Genomic DNA, 24,075 nt, shown 5'->3' with positions numbered 1-24,075 from the left:
GCCCCGACGACGGCCGGCCGCTGCGTTCACGCGGTCAGGCGCTCACATCTCAGAGGTCACCTCGCTCCTGGACCTTGAGGGTGTTGACGACCGGCGAACCGAGCCCCTTGCGGGGCACGAGCTCGACGGTGAGAGGACCGCCCGCGTGCTCGATGACGAGCGTGTCGACGTCGGCCGTGAACGAGCCGACCTCGGCCGCGATGTCCTTCGCGACGATCTTGTACGCACCGTTGACCTTTACGTCGAAGACGTGCGAGCCGGGCTTGGTCGCAGTGAACTCGGCGAAGCCGAGCTCGAGCTGGTACGTGCCCGCCGGTGCCGCGTCGAAGCGGTACGTCACGGCGCCCGACCGGCGCGTCTGGAACAGCGTCTGGTCCTGCGTCCCGGCTATCGCCTTCTTCGTCGACTCGACCTTGGTGTCGGTGCCGAGGTAGCCCCAGCCGCCCGCCGCGTACGCCTTGTCGGCCTGCCACCTGAACAGGTCCTTCCCGGCGACAGCGCCACCGGCGTTGTTGACGCCGACCTGGTAGGCCGAGATGACCACCCGGAAGGGCACGTTCACGGCGCGGGTCCGGCCCGCCCCCGTGTTGAGCGTGAGTGCACCCGACCAGACACCCGGCTCGGCGAGCGAGGCGTCGACGTCCACGGTGAAGGTCCTCGTCTCACCCACGGCGATGGTCGTGGAAGTCGGGGCGACCGACAGCCACGGAAGGTCGGTGTTCTCCGGGTCGCCCACGTCGACGAGGTACGCCTTGCCGTCCAGCTGGTTCGCCGTCCAGAGGTTGCCCTGGTCGTCGGACTCGAGCCCGGAGCCCGGGAAGTCGTCGTCGGTCGGGTAGGCCACGGTCTTGAGGGTCGAGCAGTCGGCCGGCGACAGCTGGTAGAACACCGTTGTCTCCGCGCTCGGCACCATCCAGATCGTGTCGGAGGTGTTGTTGTAGGCCAGACCGGCGATGCCGGGCTCGGCCGGCTCACAGGTGGCGAGCGTGGCACCTGGGGTCGCGTGCGTGGTGCCCGCGACCGTGTAGATGACGCCCTCGTTCCAGCCACCGATGTAGAACACGTCGTCCGCGGCGTTGTAGGCGAGCCCACGCTGCGACGTCCCGGTCCAGGGCGTGCCCGAGATGCGGCTGCTCTCGGCACCCGTCGCCGGGTCGACGCAGACGATGGCGTTGTCGCCGCCGACATTGACCTGGCAGACCTTGCCAGTCGTGCTGTCGTAGGCCATATCGCCGTTCCACGAGCCGCCCCAGCGGCCGGGGTAGGTCGCCTGGGCGACACCGGCCGTCGAGAACTTCGTGTTCGTCTGCGCCTCGGGGTCCGAGATCCAGACGCTCGAGTCGTAGCCGACACCCCAGGCGACGGACAGGCCGGTGTCCCACGAGGCCAGCACGTCACCGTCCGCGCTCGGCGCGGCCGCGAGGCCCTTCTGCGCGGCCCGCTGGGTCGCGCTGTAGAGACCCTTGGCCGACGTCGCGCCGCGGTCGGACGCCGTCGCGGCCTTGACGGACGCGCCGCTCAGCGCGGCCGGCCGCTCGGCGACCGACGAGGTCTTGCGACCACCCTCACCAATGGAGAACGCGAGCGGCGCGGAACCGGTGTTCTTCACGGTGAAGCTCTCCCTGCGCGTGTCGCCCATGCCGAGCACACCCCAGTCGTACGACGTCGCGCCGGAGACCTCGGCGATGCCGGTCTTGAGGGCCGGGCTGAACGTCGCCGTGTCACCGTCGCTGTCGAAGGTGATGGTCGTTGTCTCCGTGACGTAGTTCGTCGCGGAGGCCTTGACCTCGTACGAACCGAGGAACAGCACCTTGCTGAACGTGCCGTCGGCCGCGGTCGTCAGCGTCGTCGGCGAACCCGTCGACGGCGTGATGGTGACCGTCGCACCGGAGACCGGCTGGTGGTCGTTGGCGTCGGTGACCGTGCCACTCAGAACGCCGGAGGGCGGCGGGGTGAAGCGGATCGACGTCTGCGGGGCCACCGACCCAGCGGTGTTGAATGCGTACTGCCAGGCCACGCTGCCATTGGCGTTCTCGATGCCGACCGTCGCGGAGGTGCCGGTGAGGACCGGCTTCGCGTCGGTCTGGGCGCCGTAGCCGAGCAGGACCCCGCCGCTGCGCAGGAGCGCGACGGAGAAGTTCGTCCGGGCGTTGGCGTCGGAGTACGAGCGGACGTTGCGCCACTCGATGACGAACGCCTCCACGCCGCCCACCGTCGTCGTCCCGGTGTAGACCCCCGCCGACGCGTCGACGTTGAGGTCGTCCCAGAACGGGTAGATCGCGGCGTTGGGCGCGGCCGGGTTCGGGATGGCGGTGTTGGCGTATGCCGTCACGCTGGCCAGGAAGTTCACGTGGCCGTTCGTGGAGACATACGCCTTGGAGTAGGACTGGCCGTAGTAGGAGAACGCCCACGGCAGGTCGAGGGCGAGAGCCGCGTCGTCACCGCCCAGCGTGGTCTTCGTCGTGCCCTGGACGTAGCCGGCGCCACCCACGGCGCACGTGTAGCCGTAGCCGTCGGCGCGCGCGGTGAGTGCCACCGGCACGCTCTCGTCGCCGTCGACGACGAGCTCGGCCGAGTACGGGGCCGTGCATCCGCCCGCGTTCACCGCCAGCGTGTACGTGCCCTCCGGCACCTCGGCGATGGAGAATGCGCCGTCGGCTGCGGTCGTCACGGCGGGGATCGCGGAGCTGACCGTGACCGAGGCACCGGCGACGGGTGCGCCGCCCTGGAGCGTCACGGTGCCGGAGACGGTGTGCCGCGGCGCCGCCGTGAGCTCGACGTCGACCGTGGCCGTCGAGCCGGCCGCGACCGTCGCGGTCCGGTCGGCGGTGACGTATCCGAAAGCGCTCACCCGGATGGCGTAGGCACCGGCAGACACGGTGATGTCGTACGTGCCGTCGCTGCCGGTCGTGACGGTGCGCGACGTCGGGCCGCTGACCTGGACGCTGGCACCGGCCACGGGCGAGCCGCCGGAGGTGACGGTGCCTGCGAGGTGGCCGGCGTCGCCCACGGGCGCGCCCGCGACGAGGCGCTGGGCGTCGAGCTTGCCCTGGCCCCAGACGTTGTTGTCCGCGGCGGTACCGCCACACGTCAGGTCGCTCGTGTCGACGGCCGTCTCGTCGAGCAGCGCCTTCGTGCCGGCGATGTCACCGACGAGCGAGGGGGCCGCGCTCCACACGAGCGCCACGGCGCCCGCGACGTGCGGCGACGCCATCGACGTACCGTTTGCGGTGGCGTAGCCGCCACCGGGCACCGACGAGCGGACGTTGACCCCGGGGGCCGAGATGTTCGGCTTCGTCATCCCGTCCTGGCCGGGTCCTCGCGCCGAGAAGCTCGCGACGTTGCCGTTGACGTCGAAGGCTCCAGCGGAATAGTTGATGAGGCGCGAGCCGGGGGATCCGCTTGTCGTGCAAGCGGGCCCGCTGTTGCCGTTGGACCACTGCCCCCAGATGCCCGAGGCGGCCCAGGCGTTCTGGATGTCCTCCATGAACGGCGCTGTCGACGGGTTCCGCGAACCCCACGAGTTGTTGATGACGTTGGGGCGCTTCGACGGGTCGGCACCGGTGCCGTCGAGACGCGTCGGGGCCAGCATCCACTGACCCGACTCGATGAGGTCGGCATCGGCGCAGGTGCTGCAGCCGTTGGCCTCGATCCACTTCGCACCTGGGGCGACGCCGATCTGGTTGGCTCCGTCGGAGCCGAGCATGGTTCCCATCGTGTGGGTGCCGTGGCCGTCGGTGTCGCACGGGTCGCCGGCCGCGTTGCAGTCGCCGGAGCTGTCGAAGAAGTTGTAGTTGTTGTCGAGCGTGCCGTCGGGCAGGAGCCCCCGGTACTTCGACCGCAGCGCCGGGTGCGTGACGTCGACGCCGCTGTCGATGCTCGCGACCACGATGCCCTCGCCGGTCACACCGCTGCCCCAGACGTCATCGGCGTTGATGGCGGAGATGCCCCACTCGACGGCGTTCGGGCCGGTCGAGCTGCTGGACGGCTTCTGGTCGACGGGCTTGATGAGCTCGAGGACGGAGGTCTCGACGATCTCCTTGACCTCGGTGTTGGCGGCCAGGGTGTTGGCGAGGCCGAGGGTGCCACCGCGCACGAGCACCGCATTGGTGATCCAGTACGGCGTGTAGTCGGCGTTCGCCGCCTTGAGCTGGGCGACCACCTTCGCCTGCGAGGCGGTGGCATGGCTGCGCAGCGCGTCGTGGACCGCCTTGCCGCGCTGGTTCCAGTCCGCGACCTGGCTGCCCTTGGACAGGTCGGCCTTGTCGATCATCCGGACCCAGAAGTCCGCGGTCTTGTTCTGGGTCAGCCGTTGTTCGGCGGCGGCGCTGAGCTTGTCTCTCGGGTCAGGGTCTGCGGCATAGGCGTTCGGTGCGCCGAAGCCTGCGCTGGTGAGCAGGACGGCGACCACGGCCGCGACGACCTGGATCAGTCGTCTGGCCCTGGGTGGCGTGGGTGTCATCGATCCTCCGTGTCCGGTCGATAGCCCGGCAAACCCCCGAGAGCACGGGCGTCCTTGTGTGGGAAGGACGCTCACCACGCTCGCAAGGTGGAGGCGGCCGGGCATAGGTCGACGAACGGGCAGAACCCGGGCGGAAAAGGGTCAAATCTTGGTCAAGCCGCGCCGCCGGGGGTGGACGGCGACCCCCGTGGCTCTGCTAGAGAGTTATTCACGGTGCGAGAGACAAGGGGGGAACTATGTTCCACAGCTCGGTCGGCGCGGGCTTCGTGCTCTGTGTCGGACTCCCACTGGGCGAGGCCACGCGGGTGGCGCGGTTACTGCGCGACAGCGCGGTCGTCCTCGTCACGGCCGACCTCGAGGGCGCACGCACGCTCCTCGAGCCCGCCGAGCACGGGGCCGGGGTGAACGTGCTCCCGATGGCTGACCACGTGGCATCTGTGGCTGCGGCATGGCCCGCCGCCGGTCTGCTCGACGCGGGCTGGGGCGCACCGGTCCGCGCGTTCGCACCCGCCGTCCGGGACGAGACTGGGCCACCGTCCGACGCCCTGGCCGTCGGCGCCGTGACGATCGACGCCGCCGCCCGCGAGGTGACGGTCAGGGGTGTCCCCGTCCACCTGTCAGCCCGCGAGTTCGACCTGCTGGCCGTGCTTGCGTCCGACATCGGCCGCGTGTGGTCGTTCGCCACCCTGACCCAACAGCTCTGGGGCACCGACCTGCTCGGCGACAAGGATCCGCTCACCTCGACGGTGAAGCGGCTTCGCCGGCGGCTCGGCGCCGCGGCGGGCTGTCAAGTCGCCTCGGTGCACGGCATCGGCTACCGGCTGCGTGTCGTGACGTCCTGACCGCCACCTGACGGCGAGGGCATCGACGTCAAGGACTCGGTCGACCCCACGACCTGTTCGACTCAGGTGCCGGCGCTGCCGCCGGTCGCCGGACTCGCCAGATGCTGGGTCTCGGGAAGGTACTCCGCCTCCACGGCCTCGGCCAGACCCTCGACGTCGTCGAGCAGCTCGGCCGGGGCTCCGTTGATGGCAGTCGCCAGGCCGAGCGCGAGACCGCGCAGCTCCTGGTCGCCCAGGCCGAGGCGGACGGCGACAGCGGCCGCGTTGGCCGGACGCTTCTCGGGGTCCTTCTCGAGGCACTCGGCGATGAGGTCGCGCAGGTCCTCGGGCACGTCGTCGGGCAGCGGCGGGGGCGGCTCGTTGACGTGGCTGAGGGCCGTGGCGATGGGGGTGCCGCGGTCGAAGGGACGCTTGCCCACGAGCATCTCGTGGCCGACGACGCCGAGGGCGTAGAGGTCGCTCGCACCCGTCGCGGCGTGGCCGAGCGCCTGCTCGGGACTGATGTAGTTGGGCGTGCCGAGCATCTCGCCGTGCTGCGTGTGACCGGACGCGTCGAGTGCGCGCGCGATGCCGAAGTCGGTGAGCTTCACGAGCCCGTCTTCGCGCACCATGATGTTGGCCGGCTTGATGTCGCGGTGCACGACGCGCGCCTCGTGGGCGACGCCGAGCGCGAGCGCGGCCTGGCCCATGATCGAGCGGACCTCGCTCGGTACCAGCGGCCCGCGTCGGGTGAGGACAGCGGAGAGCGGCTCGCCGGAGACGAGCTCCATGACGAGGAACGCGAGGCCCTGGTCCTCGCCGTAGTCGAAGACCGTCGCGATGTTGGTGTGCAGCAGCGCCGCCGAGTGCACCGCCTCGTCGCGGAAGCGGAGGGCGAAGAGCCGCTCGTGGTCGGCGTCGGGGCGCATGACCTTGACCGCGACCTCGCGCCGCAGCACGAAGTCGGTGCCGGCCCAGACATCGGCCATCCCCCCGGAAGCGATGCGGCTCTCCAGCTGATAGCGGTCGCCGAGGACGAACCCTTCCTGCAGGCGGTTCATGTCAGTGGCACCGGGGCCTTTCGGTCTGAAGGTGCACGTCAGTTGACATCTCAGGGGCCTTCGTCAGCGGTCATGGTACGGGACCCCGCAATGAATGAACATTCACGGGCTGGGGCTCTGCAGAAACCGTCCCCCGGTCGCACGGCTCCCGCCTACATACCCCTCGCATCACTGCCTCGAACCGTCGATGTGGTCCGCTTCGCGCCACGAGCCCGACGGCACACGATGGTCGTGTGCCGTCGGGCCGGGTGACGCGTCCGGGGCCCCGGTCGGGGGTCCTGGGGCGAGATCGCGGGCGCGATCTCAGGCGGGATCTCAAGCGGCGCGTCGGCGGTTCGTCGACGCGATCATGAGCCCACCGGCGATGACGACCGCAGCGGCGACCCCGATGCCGATCGCCGGCAGGTCGGACGGCTCGGGCGAGGGCAGGACGACGCGGGGCGACACGGGCGTGGCCACCTCGGGCGTACCCTGCTCGGCCGCGGAGGCCGACCCCGCGCCGGAGCCCGGGGACGCCGACGACTGGTCGCGGCAGGACACGGTCGAGGCACCGCCGACGTAGACGCAGTCCGACGGGGCGGACGAGGCCTGCGGGACGGGAATCGGGTCGGGCAGCTTCATGGCGAGCGCCGGACCGGCGAGACCCAGGCAGAGGACTGCCGAGGTGCCGAGCGCTGCGGCCGAGCGACGCGCAAGGGTGGTGGTGGTGGAGGACTGACTGGACATGTGGCGCTCCTTTCGGGTGGAGAGTCGACCCCGCACGGCCGCGCCTGGACCGCGATCATTCCCGGGGGCGTCGCGCCGTCCGGGGTTCCGTGTGGCGCGACTGGAGCTGATCTAGCTGGGTAGCGGACAGACGCTCGATCCGGGCTCCAGATACCGAACGGCGTGCTGCTTCGACGAATTCGCGGACGAAGCCACCTCAGAACGGACGGATCGGTCCTGGTACGCGAGGGGGGAACCGTCGCCTCCGCTTCGCTCCGGCTCCTCCCAAATCCCGGGCGGCGCACGCGATGACGAAGGGCCCGCACACGCGGAAGGGCCCCAGTTCCGAGAACTGGGGCCCTTCGTCATCGCGTGCGCGAGGGGGGATTTGAACCCCCACGCCCTTTCGGACACTGGCACCTGAAGCCAGCGCGTCTGCCATTCCGCCACTCGCGCGTGACAAGGAGACAGTGTGCTGTATCAGGCCCGCTATCGCCAAACCGGGTCCCCCCGGCGTGGGCTCGTCAGCCCCATCCGGCTCGCCGTGACACGTCGGATGGTCCGCCGTCCGGTTGGGTGATCACCACACCAGGGCGCAGACCATCGGCCGATCGACCTGCCGGGTCAGAGTCGGTCGCGCGCACCGCCGTGCGGCTCGCCCAGCCGGTAGTCCGGAGTCGCAAACCCGCCTCCGAGCACTCCGGGCGGGCTGCTCGGGTCCCGCTGCTCGACGCCCCAGGCATACGCCTCCGCGTCGTCCTGCGGGTCGAAGCCGATCGCGAGCCCCGGCGCCAGGTCGACCCGGCGCCGCGTGTTGCGCGAGACGCCCCACACGACGTGGTGACCGCCGGCGTCCGTGGTCAGCGCCGCCAGCACGAGCCGCGTCATGTCGTCGGGGGAGAGCCACGACTGCAGCGAGCGCGGGCCACCCGGCGCGTCGTCGAAGGTCATGATCCGGGCGCTGACGACCGTCATGGCGAAGCGGCCGGCATACAACCCGCCGAGCGCCTCGAGCGCCGCCTTGCTGACGCCGTAGTACGTGTCGGGCGCCGGCAGCGGCATCCCCTCGCGGGCGAGCGGGGAGTCCACCGGCACGTAGCCCGCCGCGTGCACCGAGCTCGCGAGCAGCATCCGACCCACACCGGCGAGCCGGGCCGCCTCGCAGACGGCGTGCGTGCCGTCGATGTTGACGGCGAGGATGTCGGACCAGGACCGCTCGTCGGAGTGGGCGCCGAGGTGCACGACGAGGTCGGCGCCCGCGAACGCCTCGGCCTGGGCCGCGACGTCACGCAGGTCGCACGCGAGCACCCGCTCGGTCGCCGGGTCGACGCCGGGCACGACCACCCCGGCGCCGTCGCAGAGGACGAGCCGATGGCCCGCCGCGCGCAGACGGGGGCGCACCGCGGTCGCGATGCGCCCTGCGGCGCCGGTCAGCGCGATGACGGCCACGTCAGCAGCCTCGCCGCTCGGGTTCCGGGATCAGAGGCCGTCGACGACGACGGCAGCCATCTCCATGCAGCACTCGTGCGTCTTGCGGCTGATCTTGAGCGGGTCGAGGTGCAGGCCCGGCGCGAGCATCGGGTCGTAGGGGATGTCGACGACGGCGCGCACCCACTGCTCGAAGTGCTCGCGCGTGTGGACGCCGGCTCCGACGTCGTTGCCCTTGGCCGAGGTGTGCGAGATGACGCAGACCGCGTTGCGCACGAGGTCGCCCCGGCCCATCGCGACGAGCGCGTCGAGGTTCTTGGCCGCGACGACGGACGTGTCGTCCTTGAGCGACGTGGCGAAGACGAGGATGTCGGCGCGGGCAGCCGCCGCGAGCCAGTTCGGCGACAGACGGTTGTTGCCCGTGTCGACGACGATCATCCGGTAGAAGCGCGAGAGCTGCGTGTGGAGGTTCTCGAACTCCGACTCGCCGATGATGCGCATCGCCTCGTCGTCGTCGGCCGAGGCGAGCACGTCGAACGACAGGCCCCGCTGCTCGCGCACCCAGTGCTCGAGCTCGGACGTGCCGGCAGTGGGGTCGTTGGCGATCGTCGGCAGGGCACCGAGCAGGTCGACGACCGTGCGGTGGTGGCTCTGCGACGGCGCGCGCATGCCCAGCGTGCCCTCGGTCTCGTTGTTGTCCCACGCGAGCACGGAACCCGAGCGGTAGCGCCCCAGGTAGCTGGCGAGCATGAGGGTGACGAGCGTCTTGCCACCGCCACCCTTGGTGTTGATGACCATGATCGTCTTGCGGCCGTTGAGCGGGCGCGCGATGCGGTCGATGCGGTCGCGCTCGAGCATCTCCTTGACGCTCGGACCGAGGCCGAACGCCTTGCGCAGACCCGAGTTGGCCTTGACCTTCTGGCGCTCCCCCTTCGAGCGGGCCGTGATGAGGTCCTCGGCGCTCGGGCGGTCGGAGTTGCCGGTGCGCGGCGCGGGGGTCAGGTCGTAGGACGGGTCCGCCGGGGTGTCGATGTCGTAGCCCAGCTCGGCGGCCGCGGCGGCCACGTCGGGGTCGACGGCCGGCCGGGCGGCATACGCCTGCTGCGCGGCGGAGTGGTCGGCCGTATTGGCCGAGGGCTCGTCCGCCGCGGTGGAACCGGCGGGCGTCCACCCGGAGTACGTCTCCTCGGCGTAGGTCTCGTCGGAGGCGACGGTGCCGCTCGCCGACCAGTCGGCCGTTCCCGGGTCGGAGGGCTCCCAGTCGGTCCACGAGCTCGTCGAGGACGAGGCGTCCGAGGTGTCCGCCCCGTTGACCGCACTGCCGTTCTGGGCGTGGCCGTTGCGCTCGGAGGTGTCGTGGGCGGCGGTCTCGCCGCCGTACTCATAGGAGTCGGTCCACTGGTTGGTGGAGGAGTCGGCGTCGTCGGCGCCCGTCGGGATCTCACCGGTGTCGCCCGACTGCCAGGAGGTGTCCTCCCACGTCGAGCTCCACGGGTCGGCCGGGGCCTCGTCGGGCTGGGCAGCACCGCCGGTCGCCGTCGGGATGGGAAGGGCGAAACCACCCGGGATGGAGTTGTTCGCCGAGAAGCCGGGGATGCCCTGGCTCTCGGTGTTTCCGGTGTCGTCCTTGCTCATCGAGCACTCCTTGCTGGCCTAACCACGTGCGGGACCCCGCCGCGGGACCCCGTGTGATAGTCCCATGCTTCCGCCACACATCAAACCCGCCGGCCATGCCCCAGCGGGCGCAAACGGACGTTTCGTGGCACCCCGCGCCGACTGTCGGTTGGAGGCTCGGGGTGCTGACCCGGTTACGATGAAGCGCCCGACAGGAGCGCTCACCAAGGAGGAGGAGACGGCGTGGGAATCATCAACCGTGTCGAGCACGGTCTCGCCAAGGCTGTCCACGGTGCCTTCGCCAAGGCGTTCAAGTCCGAGGTGCAGCCTGTCGAGATCGCCTCGGCCATCCGCCGCGCCATGGACGACCGGGCGGCGCTCCTCGGTCACGGCCGGGCCATGGTGCCCAACCTCTACACGATCGAGCTGAGCCAGACCGACTACGAGCGGCTCGGCGACTACGAGGACGACCTGTCCGACGACCTCGTCGCCGCGGCCCAGGAGCACGCCGACTCGCAGGGCTACCAGCCCGGCGGCCCCCTCGAGGTCGCGCTCGTCGAGGGCGAGGGCCTCGAGACGGGTGTCTTCCGCGTGCGCCCCGCCACCGCCAAGCAGGCCGGGCGCGAGCCCGCCGCTCGCGAGCCGGCCCCTGCGGCGCGGCCGCAGACCTACAACGGCACGGCCATCGACGAGGCGCCGGTGCACCGCCCGGCCCCCCGGTCCAACCCGTCGGCCCGCCCGTGGCTCGACATCGGGGGCGACCGCTACCCCCTCCTCGGCAGCCTCACGACGCTCGGCCGCGACGAGACGGCCGACATCGTCATCGACGACCCCGGGGTGTCCCGCCGCCACAGCGAGATCCGCGTGACCACCGACGGTCCCCACCTCGTGACCTCGATCCGCGACCTCAACTCCACCAACGGCACCTTCGTCAACGGCGAGCGCGTCTCGAGCCAGCGGCTCCAGGACGGCGACCGCCTCACGATCGGCCGGACGTCGGCGACCTTCCGAGCCGGACGCCGGTGAGCCCGATGACCCCCTTGGACAGCCCTCCGGTGATGACATCTGGTGACGCATGAGTGAACTCACCCTCACCCTGCTGCGGCTGGGTCTGCTCGCGCTGCTGTGGATCTTCATCTTCAGCGTCGTCGGCGTGCTCCGCACCGACATCTACGGCACCGCCGTGAGCCGCCGCGGGCAGCGCAAGGCGCTGAAGCAGGCCGAGAAGCAGGACCGCAAGGCCACCTCCCGTCGCACGCCGGTGCCCGCCGCGGGTGCCGCGGGTGCCGCGGGTGCCGCGGGTGCCGCCGGTGCCGCCGGCGCCGCTGCCACCACGCCCGAGGCAGCCGCCCGCAAGGGCCGGGGGCGCGGCAAGGGCAGCCCGACGACGCTCGTCGTCACCGAGGGCCCGCTGACCGGCACGTCGCTGCCCCTGCGCAGCGGCGGCATCCTCATCGGCCGCAACCCCGAGTGCGCCCTCGTCCTCGACGACGACTACGCGTCGGGCCGCCACTGCCGCATCCATCCCGACCCGTCGGGCCGCGACGGCTGGGTCGTCGAGGACCTCGGCTCGACCAACGGCACCTTCATGGGTCGCGACCGGCTGACGGGGTCGCGACCGGTCGAGGTCGGCACCACCCTGCGGATCGGCAAGACCGTCCTCGAACTGCGAGGCTGACCGGATGGCCATCGCCCTGCGCTATGCCGCGCGCTCCGACCTCGGGCTGGGCCCCAAGTCCCGCAACGAGGACTCGGGGTATGCCGGGCCCAACCTGCTCGTGCTCGCCGACGGCATGGGCGGCCACGCCGCAGGCGACGTCGCCAGCTCGATGATCGTCGGAGAGCTCGCCCCGCTCGACGAGGAGGACGTCACCGCCGACCAGGCGATCCCGCTCCTCGAGGAGGCGCTCCACGCCGCGAACGCCAGGCTGACCAAGGCGATGCGCGAGAACTCCGACCTCGCCGGCATGGGCAGCACGACGATCGTCATGCTGCGCACCGGAAACAAGCTGGCGATGGCCCACATCGGCGACTCGCGCGCCTTCATGCTGCGCGGCGACACGTTCTCGCAGATCACGAAGGACCACTCCTTCGTCCAGCAGCTCATCGACGAGGGCCGCATCTCCAAGGAGGACGCCGGCCACCACCCGCAGCGCTCCGTCGTGACTCGCGTCATGACCGGCCAGCCCGACGACGAGCCCGACACGTCGCTGCGCGAGGCGAAGATCGGTGACCGCTTCCTGCTGTGCTCCGACGGCCTGTCCGACTTCGTCGGCGCCGACGTCATCGAGGAGATCGTCCGCGAGGCGCGCACGCCCGACGAGGCCGCCGACCGGTGCATCGAGGTCGCCCTCAAGGCGAGCACCCGCGACAACGTCACGGTCATCGTGGCCGAGGTCGTCGACGCCGACGGCGACGACCTGCCCACCACGGTGCCCCAGGTCGTGGGCGCCGCGGGCAAGCGCATGCGCGGCCGCACGCGTGCCATCCCGACCAGCCCCGCCGAGAAGGCCGCGGCCCTGTCACGCGAGGCCACCGGCCGCGCCGAGCCCGACGACGACTCCCTCGAGCTCGCCGAGGACCCCACCCGCTCGCGCCGCTCGAAGATCGCGCTGCGCACCATCAGCGTCGTCGTCGTCGCGGCCATCCTCGCCGCCGGCGGGTATGCCGCGTGGGCCTGGTCGCAGAAGCAGTACTTCGTCGCGACCGACGCCGGGCACGTCGCGATCTTCCGAGGTGTCTCCCAGGACCTCGGCCCGATCAGCCTCTCCCACGTCGAGTCGCCGTCCGACGTCCTCGTCTCCGACCTGCCGAGCGACGTCCAGGCGGCCGTCGGCAACACGATCCCCGCCCGTGACCTCGCCGACGCGCTGGTCAAGGTCACGGCCCTGCGCGCCGAGGCGGTGCGCTGCCAGCACCTCGCCGCGACCGGCACCCCGTGCGGCACGACCCCGACGCCGGCGCAGTCGACCGTCCCGACCACGCCTCCGACGACGAACCCCACCTCCCCGCTGCCGTCGACGCCGCGCCTGAGCCCGTCGATCACGACGCCTCCGGCCGTCGCGCTGCCCACCGACGGTCTCGTGACGCTCCCCGGGGTCGTGGCGTGACGACGACCGTCGAGCCCCTGACCCCCCGGACCCGCCGTGGCGCCGAGCTGATGCTCCTGGTCCTCGCCATCGCGATCGTGCTGCTCGCGTGGGTCACGACCGACCTCAACCGCAACGGCACGGTGCCGGCCAACATCATCCCGATCGCCGGTGGCTTCACCGCCCTCGTGCTCTCGGTCCACCTCGTGCTCCGGTGGAAGGCGGCGTACGCCGACCCCGTGCTCCTGCCGATCACCACCGTGCTCAACGGGCTCGGTCTCGTCATGATCCACCGGCTCGACCTCGCCCGCGGCAAGCTCGGCACCGACGGCGACGCCTACCGGCAGATCATCTGGACGACGCTCGCCGTGGTCCTCGCCATCGCCGTCCTCTTCCTGCTGCGCGACCACCGCCTGCTGCGCCGTTACACCTATGTGACCATGGCCTTCGGCTTCGCGCTGCTCCTGCTGCCGCTCGTGCCCGGCATCGGACGCACCATCAACGGCTCGCAGATCTGGATCTCCATCGGCCCGATGAACTTCCAACCCGGAGAGTTCGCCAAGATCGCCCTCGCGATCTTCTTCGCCGGCTACCTCGTGCAGACCCGCGACGTGCTCTCGCTCGCCGGCAAGAAGGTGCTCGGCTTCACGTTCCCGCGCGGGCGCGACCTCGGACCCATCCTCGTCGCCTGGGTCCTCGCCCTGCTCGTCCTCGTCTTCCAGAAGGACCTAGGCTCGGCCCTGCTCTTCTTCGGTCTCTTCGTCGCGATGCTCTACGTCGCCACCGAGCGCGTGTCCTGGATCGCGATCGGCCTGATCCTCTTCGCCGCGGCCGTCGCCTTCGCCCTGTCGGCCTTCACGCACTTCCAGAAGCGCGTCGACCTGTGGCTCGACCCGTTCTCGCAGGACAACCTCGAGCGGTCCAACCAGCTGGCCAACGGCCTGTGGGGCATGGCCTCGGGTGGTCTCACGGGCACCGGGCTCGGCGCCGGCCGCCCCTACCTGACGTCGTTCGCCGAGAGCGACTTCATCTTCACGAGCCTCGGTGAGGAGCTCGGCCTCTTCGGCTCCGTCGCGATCATCGTGCTCTACCTCATCTTCTGCGAGCGCGGCATCCGGACCGCCCTGGGCGTACGCGACGGCTTCGGCAAGCTCCTCGCCATCGGCCTGTCCTTCTCCGTCGCCTTCCAGCTCTTCATCGTCATCGGCGGCGTCACGCGGGTCATCCCGCTGACCGGCCTCACGACGCCCTTCATGTCGCTCGGTGGCTCGTCCCTGCTCGCGAACTGGGTGATCATGGCGCTGCTGCTGCGCATCTCCGACCAGGCCCGCCGACCGATGCCCGAGATCCCGGTCGGTGTCGCCGCCGACGAGCCGGCCCCGGCAGAGGTCACCCAGGTGGTGAGGCTGACGTGAACACCCCGATCCGCCGCCTGTCGGGCGTCATCGCAGCGCTCTTCACCGCGCTGCTCGTCGCGTCGACGGTCGTCCAGTTCACGCAGGCCAAGTCGCTGGGCGCGATGGCGTCCAACAAGCGCACCCTTCTCGACAGCTACTCCCGCGAACGCGGCTCGATCATCGTCGGCGGCCAGGCCGTGGCGAAGTCGGTGCCCGTCCAGGACCAGTACCGCTTCCTGCGCACCTACCCCCAGGACCAGCTGTACGCGCAGACGACCGGCTTCTACTCGTATGCCGTGGGCGCCCCCTACGGTCTGGAGCACGCCTCCGACGACCTGCTCTCCGGCGACGCCGACACGCTGTTCGTCCGGCGGGTGACCGACCTCATCACGGGCCGCAAGACCTCGGGCGCGACGATCGAGCTGACGATCGACCCGAAGGCGCAGGCCGCCGCCGACAAGGCCCTCGGCGACAACAAGGGTGCCGTGGTGGCGCTGGACCCGAAGACCGGCGCGATCCTCGCGATGGTGAGCCACCCCTCCTACGACCCCAACCCGCTCTCGAGCCACGACCTCAACAAGGCGTCGAAGGCGTGGCAGGCCCTGTCCACCGACAAGGACAAGGCCTACCTCAACCGCACCATCAACGGCGTCTACCCGCCCGGGTCGACCTTCAAGGTGGTCACGGCGGCCGCGGCCCTCGAGAGCGGCGTCGTCAGCGACGAGAACTCCACCGTCCCCGGGCCGCCCGAGCTCGACCTGCCGCTGACGAGCACCAACCTGCCCAACGAGGACGGCCGGGCCTGCGGGCCGGGCAACGAGACGACGCTCATCCACGCGCTCGAGATCTCGTGCAACACCGCGTTCGGCTCGCTCGGCCTCGAGCTCGGTGGCGAGAAGATCCGTGCCCAGGCCGCGAAGTTCGGCTTCGGTGACGCCCTGCAGATCCCGATGCGCGTGTCGGTGAGCTCGGTGCCGGCCGACCTCAACGCCCCGCAGGCCGCGCAGGCCGCGATCGGCCAGTACGACGTGCGCGCGACGCCGCTCCAGATGGCCATGGTCGCGGCCGGCATCGCCAACCAGGGCCGGGTCATGACTCCCTATCTCATCCAGTCGGTGCGCAGCGCGAACCTCGACATCATCGAGTCGACCCCCGATCCGGTGGAGCTCTCCCAGGCCGTCTCGGAGCAGACCGCCTCGACGCTCACCAAGATGATGGTCTCGGTCGTCGACCACGGCAGCGGGGCCCGGGCGCAGATCGACGGCGTCGAGGTCGCGGGCAAGACCGGCACGGCGCAGCACGACCCCGGCAAGCCACCGCACGCGTGGTTCATCTCGTTCGCGCCGGCCACCGACCCCAAGGTCGCCGTCGCCGTCGTCGTCGAGGACGGCGGCGTCACGGGCAGCGAGATCGGCGGCGGCCGCGTCGCCGCCCCGATCGCCCGCGACGTCATGGAGGCGGTGCTGAGCCGATGAGTCTCGCGAGCCTCACGACCGGTGCGACCCTCGGCGGTCGCTACACCCTGGGCACGGCCATCGCGTCCGGCGGGATGGGCGACGTCTGGGAGGCCACCGACGAGGTGCTCCAGCGTCCCGTCGCGGTCAAGGTCATGCGGCCGCAGGGTCCCGAGGACGACGCCTTCCTCGAGCGCTTCCGCGACGAGGCCCGGGGCAGCGCCTCCCTGCACCACCCCAACATCGCGTCCGTCTTCGACTACGGCGAGGAGCACGGCACGGCCTACCTCGTCATGGAGCTCGTCCCCGGACGCACGCTGGGCGACCTCATCCGCGACAGCGACGGCGGTATGCCGGCCGAGGAGGTGCGCTCGCTGCTCGGCCAGGCGGCCCTGGCGTTGTCCGCGGCCCACGAGGCAGGCGTCGTGCACCGCGACGTCAAGCCCGCCAACATCATCGTGACGCCCGAGGGGCAGGCCAAGCTCACCGACTTCGGGATCGCCCGGGTCGGCGACGGCTCGGGGCACACCCTCACCGGCGAGGTGCTCGGCACGCCCGACTACATCAGCCCGGAGCAGGCCCTCGGCGAGCCGGCGACCGCGGCGAGCGACATCTACTCGCTCGGCGTCGTGGCGCACGAGATGATCACCGGCCGCAAGCCGTTCGACATGGGCACGCCCGTCGCGACGGCCATCGCGCAGGTCAACGACCCTCCGCCCGAGCTGCCCTCGACCGTGCCCCTCGACCTGCGGGAGGTCGTCGACGCGTGCCTGGCCAAGGCAGCATCCGACCGTCCGGCCGACGCGCGCACCGTCGCCGAGGCCGCCGGCGTGCCCCCGGGGTCGCTCCCGGGGTCGCTCCCGGGCGTCACACCCCCGCCCGTCGCCGCCGACACCACCGCGATCGTCCCGGCCGCCGTCGCGACGCGAGCCCTTCCGGTGGCCCATGCCGACACGACCGGCCGCGCTGCGCCCGCCGCGGCCGGACTCGCTTCCGCCACAGAGGGACTCGCCTCGCGCGCCGACCGTCATCGCCTGACCGGGAGCCCCTCGGAGCACCCGGCCGCACGCCGGTGGGCCTGGCTGGCCGTCCCGGCCGTCGCTCTCGTGGCCTGGGGTGCTTTCGCGCTCGGCAGCGTCATGAGCGGACCGGACGCGAGCCCGGCGGCCCGACCGACGCCGCCCGCGGCCACCGCCCCGGCAACCACGGCGACCGCCACGCCGACCGCCACGCCGACCGCCACGCCGAGCGCCACGCGGACGACCACCACGGCGGCCCCGAGCCGCACCGTGACCCAGGCCCCCGTCCCCATCACGACGAGCACGAAGCAGCAGCCCGCCCATGCCGGCAAGGGCAAGGGAAAGGGCAAGGCGAACTGACATGACCGACCAGCCCGAGCAGCGCGATCCAGGCGCCCGACGAGTGGACCAGGATGACCCAGCACCCGAACGACCAGAGGCCAACGACGTGAGCACCGCACCCCGTGTCCTCGGCGGACGCTACGAGGTCGGCGAGCTCATCGGTCGAGGCGGCATGGCCGACGTCCACCTCGGCCACGACACGCGACTCGGGCGCCAGGTCGCGATCAAGATGCTGCGGTCCGACCTCGCCCGCGACGCGAACTTCCTCATGCGGTTCCGCCGCGAGGCGCAGTCCGCCGCCGGGCTCAACCACCCGGCGATCGTGGCCATCTTCGACTCGGGTGAGGACGACAGCGTCGTCGAGGGCCCCAACGGCACGCGGACGACGCTGCCCTACATCGTCATGGAGTACGTCGACGGCGAGACCCTGCGCCAGCAGCTGACCGACCAGCAGCAGCTCCAGCCGGCCGAGGCGATCCGCGTCACCGAGGGCATCCTCGATGCCCTCGCCTACAGCCACCGGATGGGCATCGTCCACCGCGACATCAAGCCGGCCAACGTCATGATCACGACCGGCGGCCACGTCAAGGTCATGGACTTCGGCATCGCCCGGGCGATCGCCGACACGGCCGCGACGATGACCCAGACCCAGTCGGTCGTCGGCACCGCGCAGTACCTCTCGCCCGAGCAGGCCCAGGGCCAGACGGTCGACGAGCGTTCCGACCTCTACTCCACCGGCTGCCTCCTGTTCGAGCTGCTCGCCGGCCGCCCACCCTTCACGGGTGACTCCGCGGTCGCGATCGCCTACCAGCACGTCGGCGAGCTGCCCCAGCCGCCGAGCGTCTTCAACGACGCCGTCGCCGGCGACCTCGACGCCGTGACCCTGCACGCCCTGGCCAAGGACCGCGAGGCCCGTTACCAGGACGCCACCGCCTTCCGCGACGACCTCGAGAACGTCCGGCTCGGCCGCCGGATCAGCGCGGCGGCCCTCGGGACCGCGGCCGCCGTGGGCGCCGCCGCCACCCAGACCCTCCCGCAGGCGTATGCCGCTCCCGGCACTCCCACCGCGGTCCAGGCCCCCGTCACCTCCCGCAGCGAGCGCTACGCGAACACCGCGGGCCTGCCCGCCGTCGGCCACGACGAGCAGGACGCGGACGACCGGAAGGGCGGCACGGGCAAGGCGGTGCTCATCACCGGCCTCGTCATCGCCCTGCTCGCCCTCGTCGGGTGGGGTGGCGTGAAGTGGTTCGGCAACCAGACCCCTGACGTGACGCTGGTGTCCGTGCCCACGATCGAGGGCATGAAGGAGGACGTCGCCGCGCGCACCCTGGCGACCAACAACCTCCGGGGCGAGAAGTCGACGGCGGCCAGCACGACCGTCACCGAGGGCGACGTCATCAGCCAGGACCCCAGGTCAGGCACGCGGATCGCCGAGCTGTCGGTCGTCCAGTACGTCGTGTCGACCGGCCCCGACAACCTCACCGTCCCCGACGTCACCGGCTTCAACAAGGACGACGCCCGCGCCGAGCTCGAGAAGCAGGGCTTCGTCGTGTCGGGCTTCCAGGAGGAGAACACCCCCGACCAGGACAAGAACAAGGTGACCAAGACCGAGCCGGCTGCACAGGCCGTCGTCCCCAAGGGGTCGAAGATCAAGATCTTCTACGCCACCGGCAACGTCAAGGTGCCCGACAACCTCGTCGGCAAGGACTGGGCCCTCGCGGCCGTCGCGCTCCAGAACGCCGGGCTCAACCCGGTCAAGCAGACCGTCGACTCCGACAAGAACCCCGACGAGGTGCTCTCGGTCGACCGGTCCGGAGACGTCGTCAAGCTCGGCACCGACATCACGGTGAAGGTGGCGCGCACGCCGAGCCAGACGGCGACCGTCACGATCACGCCCCCGCCGCCGCCCACCGACACCACGACCGATACGGGGACCAGCCCGCCACCGACCCCCTAGGGGTCAGCACACGGCATACGGCCGAGGGCCCCTCCCGAGCGGGAGGGGCCCTTCGTCGTGTGAGGTCGCGTATGCCGTGTCGACCGTCGCGTCAGACGGCGGCGGTCACGAGGGGGCTCAGACCGACCGAGCGCTCGACCGCGTCGGTGTCGCCGCACAGGGCCAGGAAGTTGGCGAGCATGCGGTGGCCGCCCTCGGTCAGGACGCTCTCGGGGTGGAACTGCACCCCGTGCAGCGGCAGGTCACGGTGGCGCACCGCCATGACGAGGCCCGAGTCGGTGCTGCCAGTGGCGACGAGCTCGTCGGGCAGGGTCGCCGGGTCGATGGTCAGCGAGTGGTAGCGGGTCGCGGTGAACGGGCTGGGCAGGCCCTCGAGGACCCCGGTGCCGTCGTGGTGCACGAGCGAGGTCTTGCCGTGGAGCAGCTCGGGCGCGCGCCCGACGACCGCGCCGGCGACGACGCCGAGCGCCTGGTGGCCGAGGCACACGCCGAACATCGGCTTCGCGAGGCGGGCGCACTCGCGGATGATCTCCATCGACACCCCTGCGGCCTCGGGCGTGCCGGGTCCCGGGGAGACGAGCACGCCGTCGTAGGCGGCCGCGTCAGACGCGGGGACGGCGTCGTTGCGCACGACGGTGCAGTCGGCGCCGAGCTGCTCGAGGTAGCCGACGATCGTGTAGACGAAGCTGTCGTAGTTGTCGACGACGAGGATGCGGGTGGGGCTGGTCATGCGGGGGCCTCAGAGGGGTGGTGGGGCGCGCTCAGCGGATCGGCGACGCGTACTGGAAGTCGACCGAGCCCGAGTATGCCGGGAACTCGATCGAGCCGTGCGTGTGCAGGGCGTAGCCGAGACCGACGGCATCGACGTACTGCTTGTAGATGTTGACCGACGCGTCGGCGTCGAGCCCCTGCTGCATCCGGTCGACGTCGCCGATGGCGGTGATCCGGTAGGGCGGGGCGTAGACGCGACCCTGGAGGATGAGGGTGTTGCCGACGCAGCGGACGGCGCTCGTCGAGATGACCCGCTGGTCCTGGATCATCATCGCCTCGGCGCCCGAGGTCCAGAGCGCGTTGACGACGGCCTGCACGTCCTGCTGGTGGACCACGATGTCGTCGGCGGTGAAGCCGTCGGGCAGGGAGTCGGCCGTGCGCTTCGCGTCGTCGAGGGTCACCTCGAGGGCGGAGCCCCGGACCGTGGTCGTCGCGGCCGACGCGGCGAGCTCGTCGGCGGTGCGGGTCAGGCTCGAGAGGTGGTCGTCGGTCGGGGCGTTCGACTTCGACAGCGCCTCGACCTCCTTCTGGAGCCCGTCGAGGACGCCGGCCTTCTCGGCCACCCGCGAGTCACCCTCCATGATCAGCTGCGGCAGGTCCCGGTCGGCCCGGAGGTCGCGTCCCTGCGCGGTCTGGAAGCTCATCGCGAACATCACGCCGGCCGCCGCCATGACGACCGGGACGAGCAGCCCCCACGTCAGACGGAGTCGCCGCCGGGCGGTCGAGGGGGACGCCGCCGGCTCGGCAGCGTGCTCGACCGTCGCCGACTCGGGCGGCTCGACGTCGTTCATGAAAGGTGTCCTCGCTCGCGCGGACCGTCCGCGCCGCCTCCATTGTGCCTCGTCACGGCGCGTGGACCGACCGGAGGTAGGGGACGACCGACGCCGCCTCGCTCATCTGGGTGCCGCCGCGCAGGGCGAGGCCGGCCGCGGCGCGGTTGGTCGCCCCGAGCTGCGTGACGAGGCCGCGTGGGGCTGCGTGTTCGTGCAACGGAGGAACTACGGACGCGACATCGAGGCATCCGGGTGTCATCCTCGTCCCGTCACCGTGTGGGGACCGGCGGCGGGCGGGGCGCAGACAGGGGGCGCATCCGCCCGCTCGCCGTCGGGACACGCGGACGCCGGGCGTGTCATTGGTTACCCTTGCCTCAACTCAGACCCAAGGAGAACGCAGTGCCCGAGTCCAAAGGCCGCGACCACAAGGCGACGGCCTACACCCCGCCCCGCACGAGCAAGGCCGCCGAGCCCAACCCCACCTGGTGGGCGCCCGTCTTCATCACGCTGCTCGTCCTCGGGCTGCTGTGGATCGTCGTCTACTACGTGACCGAGTACAAGTACCCGATCGGGTCCATCGGGGTCTGGAACCTCGGGGTGGGCTTCGTCCTGCTCATGGGCGGGTTCATCATGACGATGCGCTGGCGCTGACGCACCAGGCATCACCCAGAGCACACAGGGGCCGCTTCCGTCGACGCGACGGAGCGGCCCTTTTGCACACAAGCGTCCCGGTGCCGGCTGTCCACACCTGTGGACAGCCGGCACGGTGGTTCCCGGTCCACAGCTGTGGATGACGCCCGTGCACAACCTCTGGCGCGGATGACGAGAGTTATCCACACCGTTGTCCCCAGCTGGGGATGAATGACAGGTGTGTAACTACATCCACAGGCTTATCCACACCCGGTGGACAACTCCACCCGTCGGTTGGGGACAGCAGCCACGACGACCCGTGGGCGCCGGTCGTCGAGGACGTCAGAGCCGGGGCAGGCCGAGCTCGGTGACGACCCGCTCGGCCGTGGCGCGGGCATCGCCGTGGTCGTTGTCGAGGCGCAGGTGGCGGTGCCCGGGCAGCAGGCGCTCGCCGTCCCGGGCCGGGTCGGTGCTGAACCGCGCCCGCGACTCGAGGTCGACGACATGGGAACGGGCCCACTCGACGTCCCGCTTGCTGCGCTTGTGGTCCATCCGGTCGGTGCCGCCCTCGCGGGCCAGGCGCACGTCCTGGGGTGCATAGAGCTCGACGACGTCGACGGGAGCGCCGGCTCGCTCGACCGGCTCGACGAGCTCCCGCAGCTGCGCGAGGTCGGCCGGGTGGTCGAGGTCGATGGCGAAGGTGAAGACGAGGCCGGGCAGGTCGGCGACGACGGACTCGGCGATGACCTCCCGGCGGATCATGGCGTTGATCCGCTGGAACGAGGGGTGCCGAAGTCGTAGACCCCGAGCAGCGGCTCGATCGACATGTGGTTGTGGAAGAGCCGGAAGCCCGTCAGGTCGCACACGGCCCGACCGACCGTCATCTTGCCGACGGCCGGCGGACCGGTGACGCAGACGAGGTGCACGACGACCTCAGCCGAAGATGCTGAGCTCGCGGATGACCTCGGGCACGGTGAGGTACTTGACGACGGTGACGGCCACGAGGAGCACGAGGACGGCTCCGAGCGCGGTCCACACGAGGTGGCGCACGCCCTGGCGGCGGAAGACGACGATGACACCGGCGCAGGCCATGCCGGTGACGAAGCCGCCGACGTGCGCCTGCCACGAGATGCCGGGGTAGAAGAAGCCGAACGCGGCGTTGATCGCGATCGTCGCGTACATCGCGGCCGACGAGCGCCCGAGGTGCCGGTTGAGCACGAGGAGCGCGCCGAAGAGTCCGAAGATCGCGCCGGACGCGCCGACGACGGGAGTCAGCCAGGCATCATCCAGACCGGCGCGCAGGCCCGCGATCGTGGGCGAGCCCGCCAGGAGCGTCACGGCGACCTGACCGCCGATGCCGCTGATGAGGTAGAGCGCGGCGAACCGCGCGCGGCCGAGCATCGGCTCGAGGTACTGACCGAGCGTCCACAGCGCGAACATGTTGAGCAGGATGTGGAAGATCGTCGACGGGGAGTGCAGGAAGGCCGCGGTGACGAAGCGCCACGGCTCGGTCCACCCGAGGAACGGCGCGAACGCGAAGTTCTCCGTGACGCTCGGGTTGGCGCGCTGCGCGAGGTAGACGACGGCGCAGACCGCGATGATCGTGTAGGTGACGACCGGGGTGCCGTCGGTCGCGCGACCACCGAAGACGGTGCGGGCGCTGGGCGTGGTCCGGGCGGCCTCACGCACGCAGTCGACGCACTGGATGCCGACGGCGGCGGGGCGCTGGCACTCCGGGCACGCCGGCCGGCCGCAGCGCTGGCAGCGGACGTAGGCCTCCCGGTCGGGGTGGCGCGGGCACACGGACGGACCGGCAGCGGGCTGCGGGACCCCCGACTCGGGCGGGGGTTGGCCGGGCTGGCCGCTGGGCGGGTTGTCAGACAACGGGGTTCCCCCTGCCGGTCACGTCCGTGGGCGGTGGTGCGGGTGGTGCGGGTGGTGCCGGATGGTGCGGTCGTGCGATGGACCCGGAGGGTCAGTCCTCGACGGTCACCGAGTTGATGACGATGTCCTCGACGGGCTTGTCGTTGGCGCCCGTGGCGACCGCGCCGATCTTGTCGACGACGTCGCGCGAGGCCTGGTCGGCGACCTCACCGAAGATCGTGTGCTTGCCCTGGAGCCAGGTGGTCGCAGCGGTCGTGATGAAGAACTGCGAGCCGTTGGTGCCCTTGCCCATGCGCTTGCCGGCGTTGGCCATGGCGAGGATGTAGGGCTTGGTGAAGTCCTTGTCGGGGCTGATCTCGTCGTCGAACGCGTAGCCCGGACCGCCGAAGCCCTGACCGATCGGGCAGCCGCCCTGGATCATGAAGTTCGGGATGATGCGGTGGAAGATCAGGCCGTCGTAGAACGGGGTCGGGTTGGTGCGGCCCGCGTCGTCCTTGTACTCCTTCTCGCCCTTGGCGAGACCGACGAAGTTCTCCACGGTCTTCGGGGCCTGGTGCTCGAAGAGGTCGATGACGATGTCACCGTGGTTCGTGTGCAGGGTTGCCTTCATGGGCCCAATCCTCGCACGACCGAGCACGTATGCCGTCCGGGCGGGTATGCGCCATGGG

At 71.1% G+C, this 24,075-nt stretch carries 21 protein-coding genes and 1 tRNA gene; 9 read left to right on the top strand and 13 right to left on the bottom strand.

All coding sequences use genetic code 11. The annotated features are described in order from the left end of the window. Nucleotides 1-49: 49 nt before the first annotated feature. Nucleotides 50-4,462, bottom strand: a complete 4,413-nt coding sequence (locus ASG96_RS19455; RefSeq protein WP_157611046.1) for a S8 family serine peptidase — start codon at nt 4,460-4,462, stop codon at nt 50-52. Between the two features lie 236 nt (nt 4,463-4,698). On the opposite strand from ASG96_RS19455, the gene ASG96_RS19450 reads away from it, so the two are divergent. Next, a complete protein-coding gene (locus ASG96_RS19450; protein WP_057589027.1) occupies nt 4,699-5,304 on the top strand; it encodes a winged helix-turn-helix domain-containing protein in 606 nt (201 codons plus the stop codon). A gap of 62 nt (nt 5,305-5,366) precedes the next feature. On the opposite strand, the gene ASG96_RS19445 is transcribed toward ASG96_RS19450, so the two are convergent. The 5 genes from ASG96_RS19445 to ASG96_RS19425 all read right to left on the bottom strand — a co-directional run bounded on the left by ASG96_RS19445 (nt 5,367) and on the right by ASG96_RS19425 (nt 10,112). Then, nucleotides 5,367-6,344, bottom strand: a complete 978-nt coding sequence (locus ASG96_RS19445; protein WP_082591898.1) for a serine/threonine-protein kinase — start codon at nt 6,342-6,344, stop codon at nt 5,367-5,369. A gap of 315 nt (nt 6,345-6,659) precedes the next feature. Continuing rightward, entirely contained in the window at nt 6,660-7,070 is a 411-nt protein-coding gene (locus ASG96_RS19440; RefSeq protein ID WP_057589026.1) for a hypothetical protein, read from the bottom strand. Between the two features lie 352 nt (nt 7,071-7,422). Further along, nucleotides 7,423-7,505 (bottom strand) — tRNA-Leu (locus ASG96_RS19435). A 168-nt stretch (nt 7,506-7,673) separates the two neighbouring features. After that, entirely contained in the window at nt 7,674-8,498 is an 825-nt protein-coding gene (locus ASG96_RS19430) for an NAD(P)-dependent oxidoreductase (protein WP_057589025.1), read from the bottom strand. A gap of 30 nt (nt 8,499-8,528) precedes the next feature. Continuing rightward, a complete protein-coding gene (locus ASG96_RS19425) occupies nt 8,529-10,112 on the bottom strand; it encodes a hypothetical protein (RefSeq protein ID WP_057589024.1) in 1,584 nt (527 codons plus the stop codon). A 222-nt stretch (nt 10,113-10,334) separates the two neighbouring features. Between ASG96_RS19425 and ASG96_RS19420 the strand changes: the two genes are divergently transcribed. The 7 genes from ASG96_RS19420 to pknB all read left to right on the top strand — a co-directional run bounded on the left by ASG96_RS19420 (nt 10,335) and on the right by pknB (nt 19,349). Next, complete coding sequence (locus ASG96_RS19420) at nt 10,335-11,117, top strand: DUF3662 and FHA domain-containing protein (RefSeq protein ID WP_057589023.1); 783 nt, start codon at nt 10,335-10,337, stop codon at nt 11,115-11,117. A gap of 49 nt (nt 11,118-11,166) precedes the next feature. Further along, the gene (locus ASG96_RS19415) at nt 11,167-11,769 is read left to right on the top strand and encodes an FHA domain-containing protein (RefSeq protein ID WP_057589022.1); all 603 of its coding nucleotides are present in this window, start codon (nt 11,167-11,169) and stop codon (nt 11,767-11,769) included. 4 nt (nt 11,770-11,773) lie between these two features. Then, complete coding sequence (locus ASG96_RS19410; protein ID WP_056750092.1) at nt 11,774-13,201, top strand: PP2C family serine/threonine-protein phosphatase; 1,428 nt, start codon at nt 11,774-11,776, stop codon at nt 13,199-13,201. Between the two features lie 50 nt (nt 13,202-13,251). Further along, nucleotides 13,252-14,595 carry an FtsW/RodA/SpoVE family cell cycle protein gene (locus ASG96_RS19405; RefSeq protein ID WP_056754119.1) on the top strand — a complete coding sequence of 448 codons (1,344 nt, stop codon included), beginning with the start codon at nt 13,252-13,254 and terminating at the stop codon, nt 14,593-14,595. Beyond that, nucleotides 14,592-16,052: a penicillin-binding protein 2 gene (locus tag ASG96_RS19400; protein ID WP_057589021.1), complete on the top strand. Its 1,461-nt coding sequence runs from the start codon at nt 14,592-14,594 to the stop codon at nt 16,050-16,052. Before ASG96_RS19405 ends, ASG96_RS19400 begins: the two co-directional genes overlap by 4 nt. Continuing rightward, nucleotides 16,049-17,410: a serine/threonine-protein kinase gene (locus ASG96_RS19395; RefSeq protein ID WP_057589020.1), complete on the top strand. Its 1,362-nt coding sequence runs from the start codon at nt 16,049-16,051 to the stop codon at nt 17,408-17,410. The genes ASG96_RS19400 and ASG96_RS19395 overlap by 4 nt, the downstream gene beginning before the upstream one ends. 88 nt (nt 17,411-17,498) lie before the next feature. Beyond that, nucleotides 17,499-19,349: a Stk1 family PASTA domain-containing Ser/Thr kinase gene (gene pknB / locus ASG96_RS19390; protein ID WP_057589019.1), complete on the top strand. Its 1,851-nt coding sequence runs from the start codon at nt 17,499-17,501 to the stop codon at nt 19,347-19,349. 91 nt (nt 19,350-19,440) lie between these two features. Here pknB and ASG96_RS19385 read toward each other — a convergent pair whose 3' ends face one another. From ASG96_RS19385 to ASG96_RS23405, 3 genes are read right to left on the bottom strand one after another with little or no spacing between them, the layout of a single operon-like run. Continuing rightward, the gene (locus ASG96_RS19385; RefSeq protein WP_056750102.1) at nt 19,441-20,079 is read right to left on the bottom strand and encodes an aminodeoxychorismate/anthranilate synthase component II; all 639 of its coding nucleotides are present in this window, start codon (nt 20,077-20,079) and stop codon (nt 19,441-19,443) included. Nucleotides 20,080-20,110: 31 nt separating this feature from the next. Continuing rightward, nucleotides 20,111-20,911, bottom strand: coding sequence for a DUF881 domain-containing protein (locus tag ASG96_RS19380; protein WP_057589018.1), 801 nt, complete (start codon nt 20,909-20,911; stop codon nt 20,111-20,113). 52 nt (nt 20,912-20,963) lie between these two features. After that, nucleotides 20,964-21,110 (bottom strand): hypothetical protein, encoded by a 147-nt coding sequence (locus ASG96_RS23405; protein WP_157611044.1) that lies wholly within the window; start codon nt 21,108-21,110, stop codon nt 20,964-20,966. Nucleotides 21,111-21,292: 182 nt separating this feature from the next. On the opposite strand from ASG96_RS23405, the gene ASG96_RS19375 reads away from it, so the two are divergent. Further along, the gene (locus tag ASG96_RS19375; RefSeq protein ID WP_056750107.1) at nt 21,293-21,544 is read left to right on the top strand and encodes a cell division protein CrgA; all 252 of its coding nucleotides are present in this window, start codon (nt 21,293-21,295) and stop codon (nt 21,542-21,544) included. A gap of 321 nt (nt 21,545-21,865) precedes the next feature. On the opposite strand, the gene ASG96_RS19370 is transcribed toward ASG96_RS19375, so the two are convergent. The 4 genes from ASG96_RS19370 to ASG96_RS19360 form a co-directional block, all read right to left on the bottom strand. Beyond that, complete coding sequence (locus ASG96_RS19370; protein ID WP_057589017.1) at nt 21,866-22,285, bottom strand: hypothetical protein; 420 nt, start codon at nt 22,283-22,285, stop codon at nt 21,866-21,868. Then, the gene (locus tag ASG96_RS23400; protein ID WP_157611042.1) at nt 22,282-22,449 is read right to left on the bottom strand and encodes a hypothetical protein; all 168 of its coding nucleotides are present in this window, start codon (nt 22,447-22,449) and stop codon (nt 22,282-22,284) included. Before ASG96_RS23400 ends, ASG96_RS19370 begins: the two co-directional genes overlap by 4 nt. A gap of 7 nt (nt 22,450-22,456) precedes the next feature. Then, nucleotides 22,457-23,407, bottom strand: coding sequence for a rhomboid family intramembrane serine protease (locus tag ASG96_RS19365; protein ID WP_057589016.1), 951 nt, complete (start codon nt 23,405-23,407; stop codon nt 22,457-22,459). A 91-nt stretch (nt 23,408-23,498) separates the two neighbouring features. After that, entirely contained in the window at nt 23,499-24,017 is a 519-nt protein-coding gene (locus ASG96_RS19360; protein WP_056750115.1) for a peptidylprolyl isomerase, read from the bottom strand. Nucleotides 24,018-24,075 lie beyond the last annotated feature (58 nt).

This window comes from Terrabacter sp. Soil810 (genome assembly GCF_001429645.1).
Taxonomy (GTDB): domain Bacteria; phylum Actinomycetota; class Actinomycetes; order Actinomycetales; family Dermatophilaceae; genus Terrabacter.
This window is presented reverse-complemented; position numbering and strand designations above follow the sequence as displayed.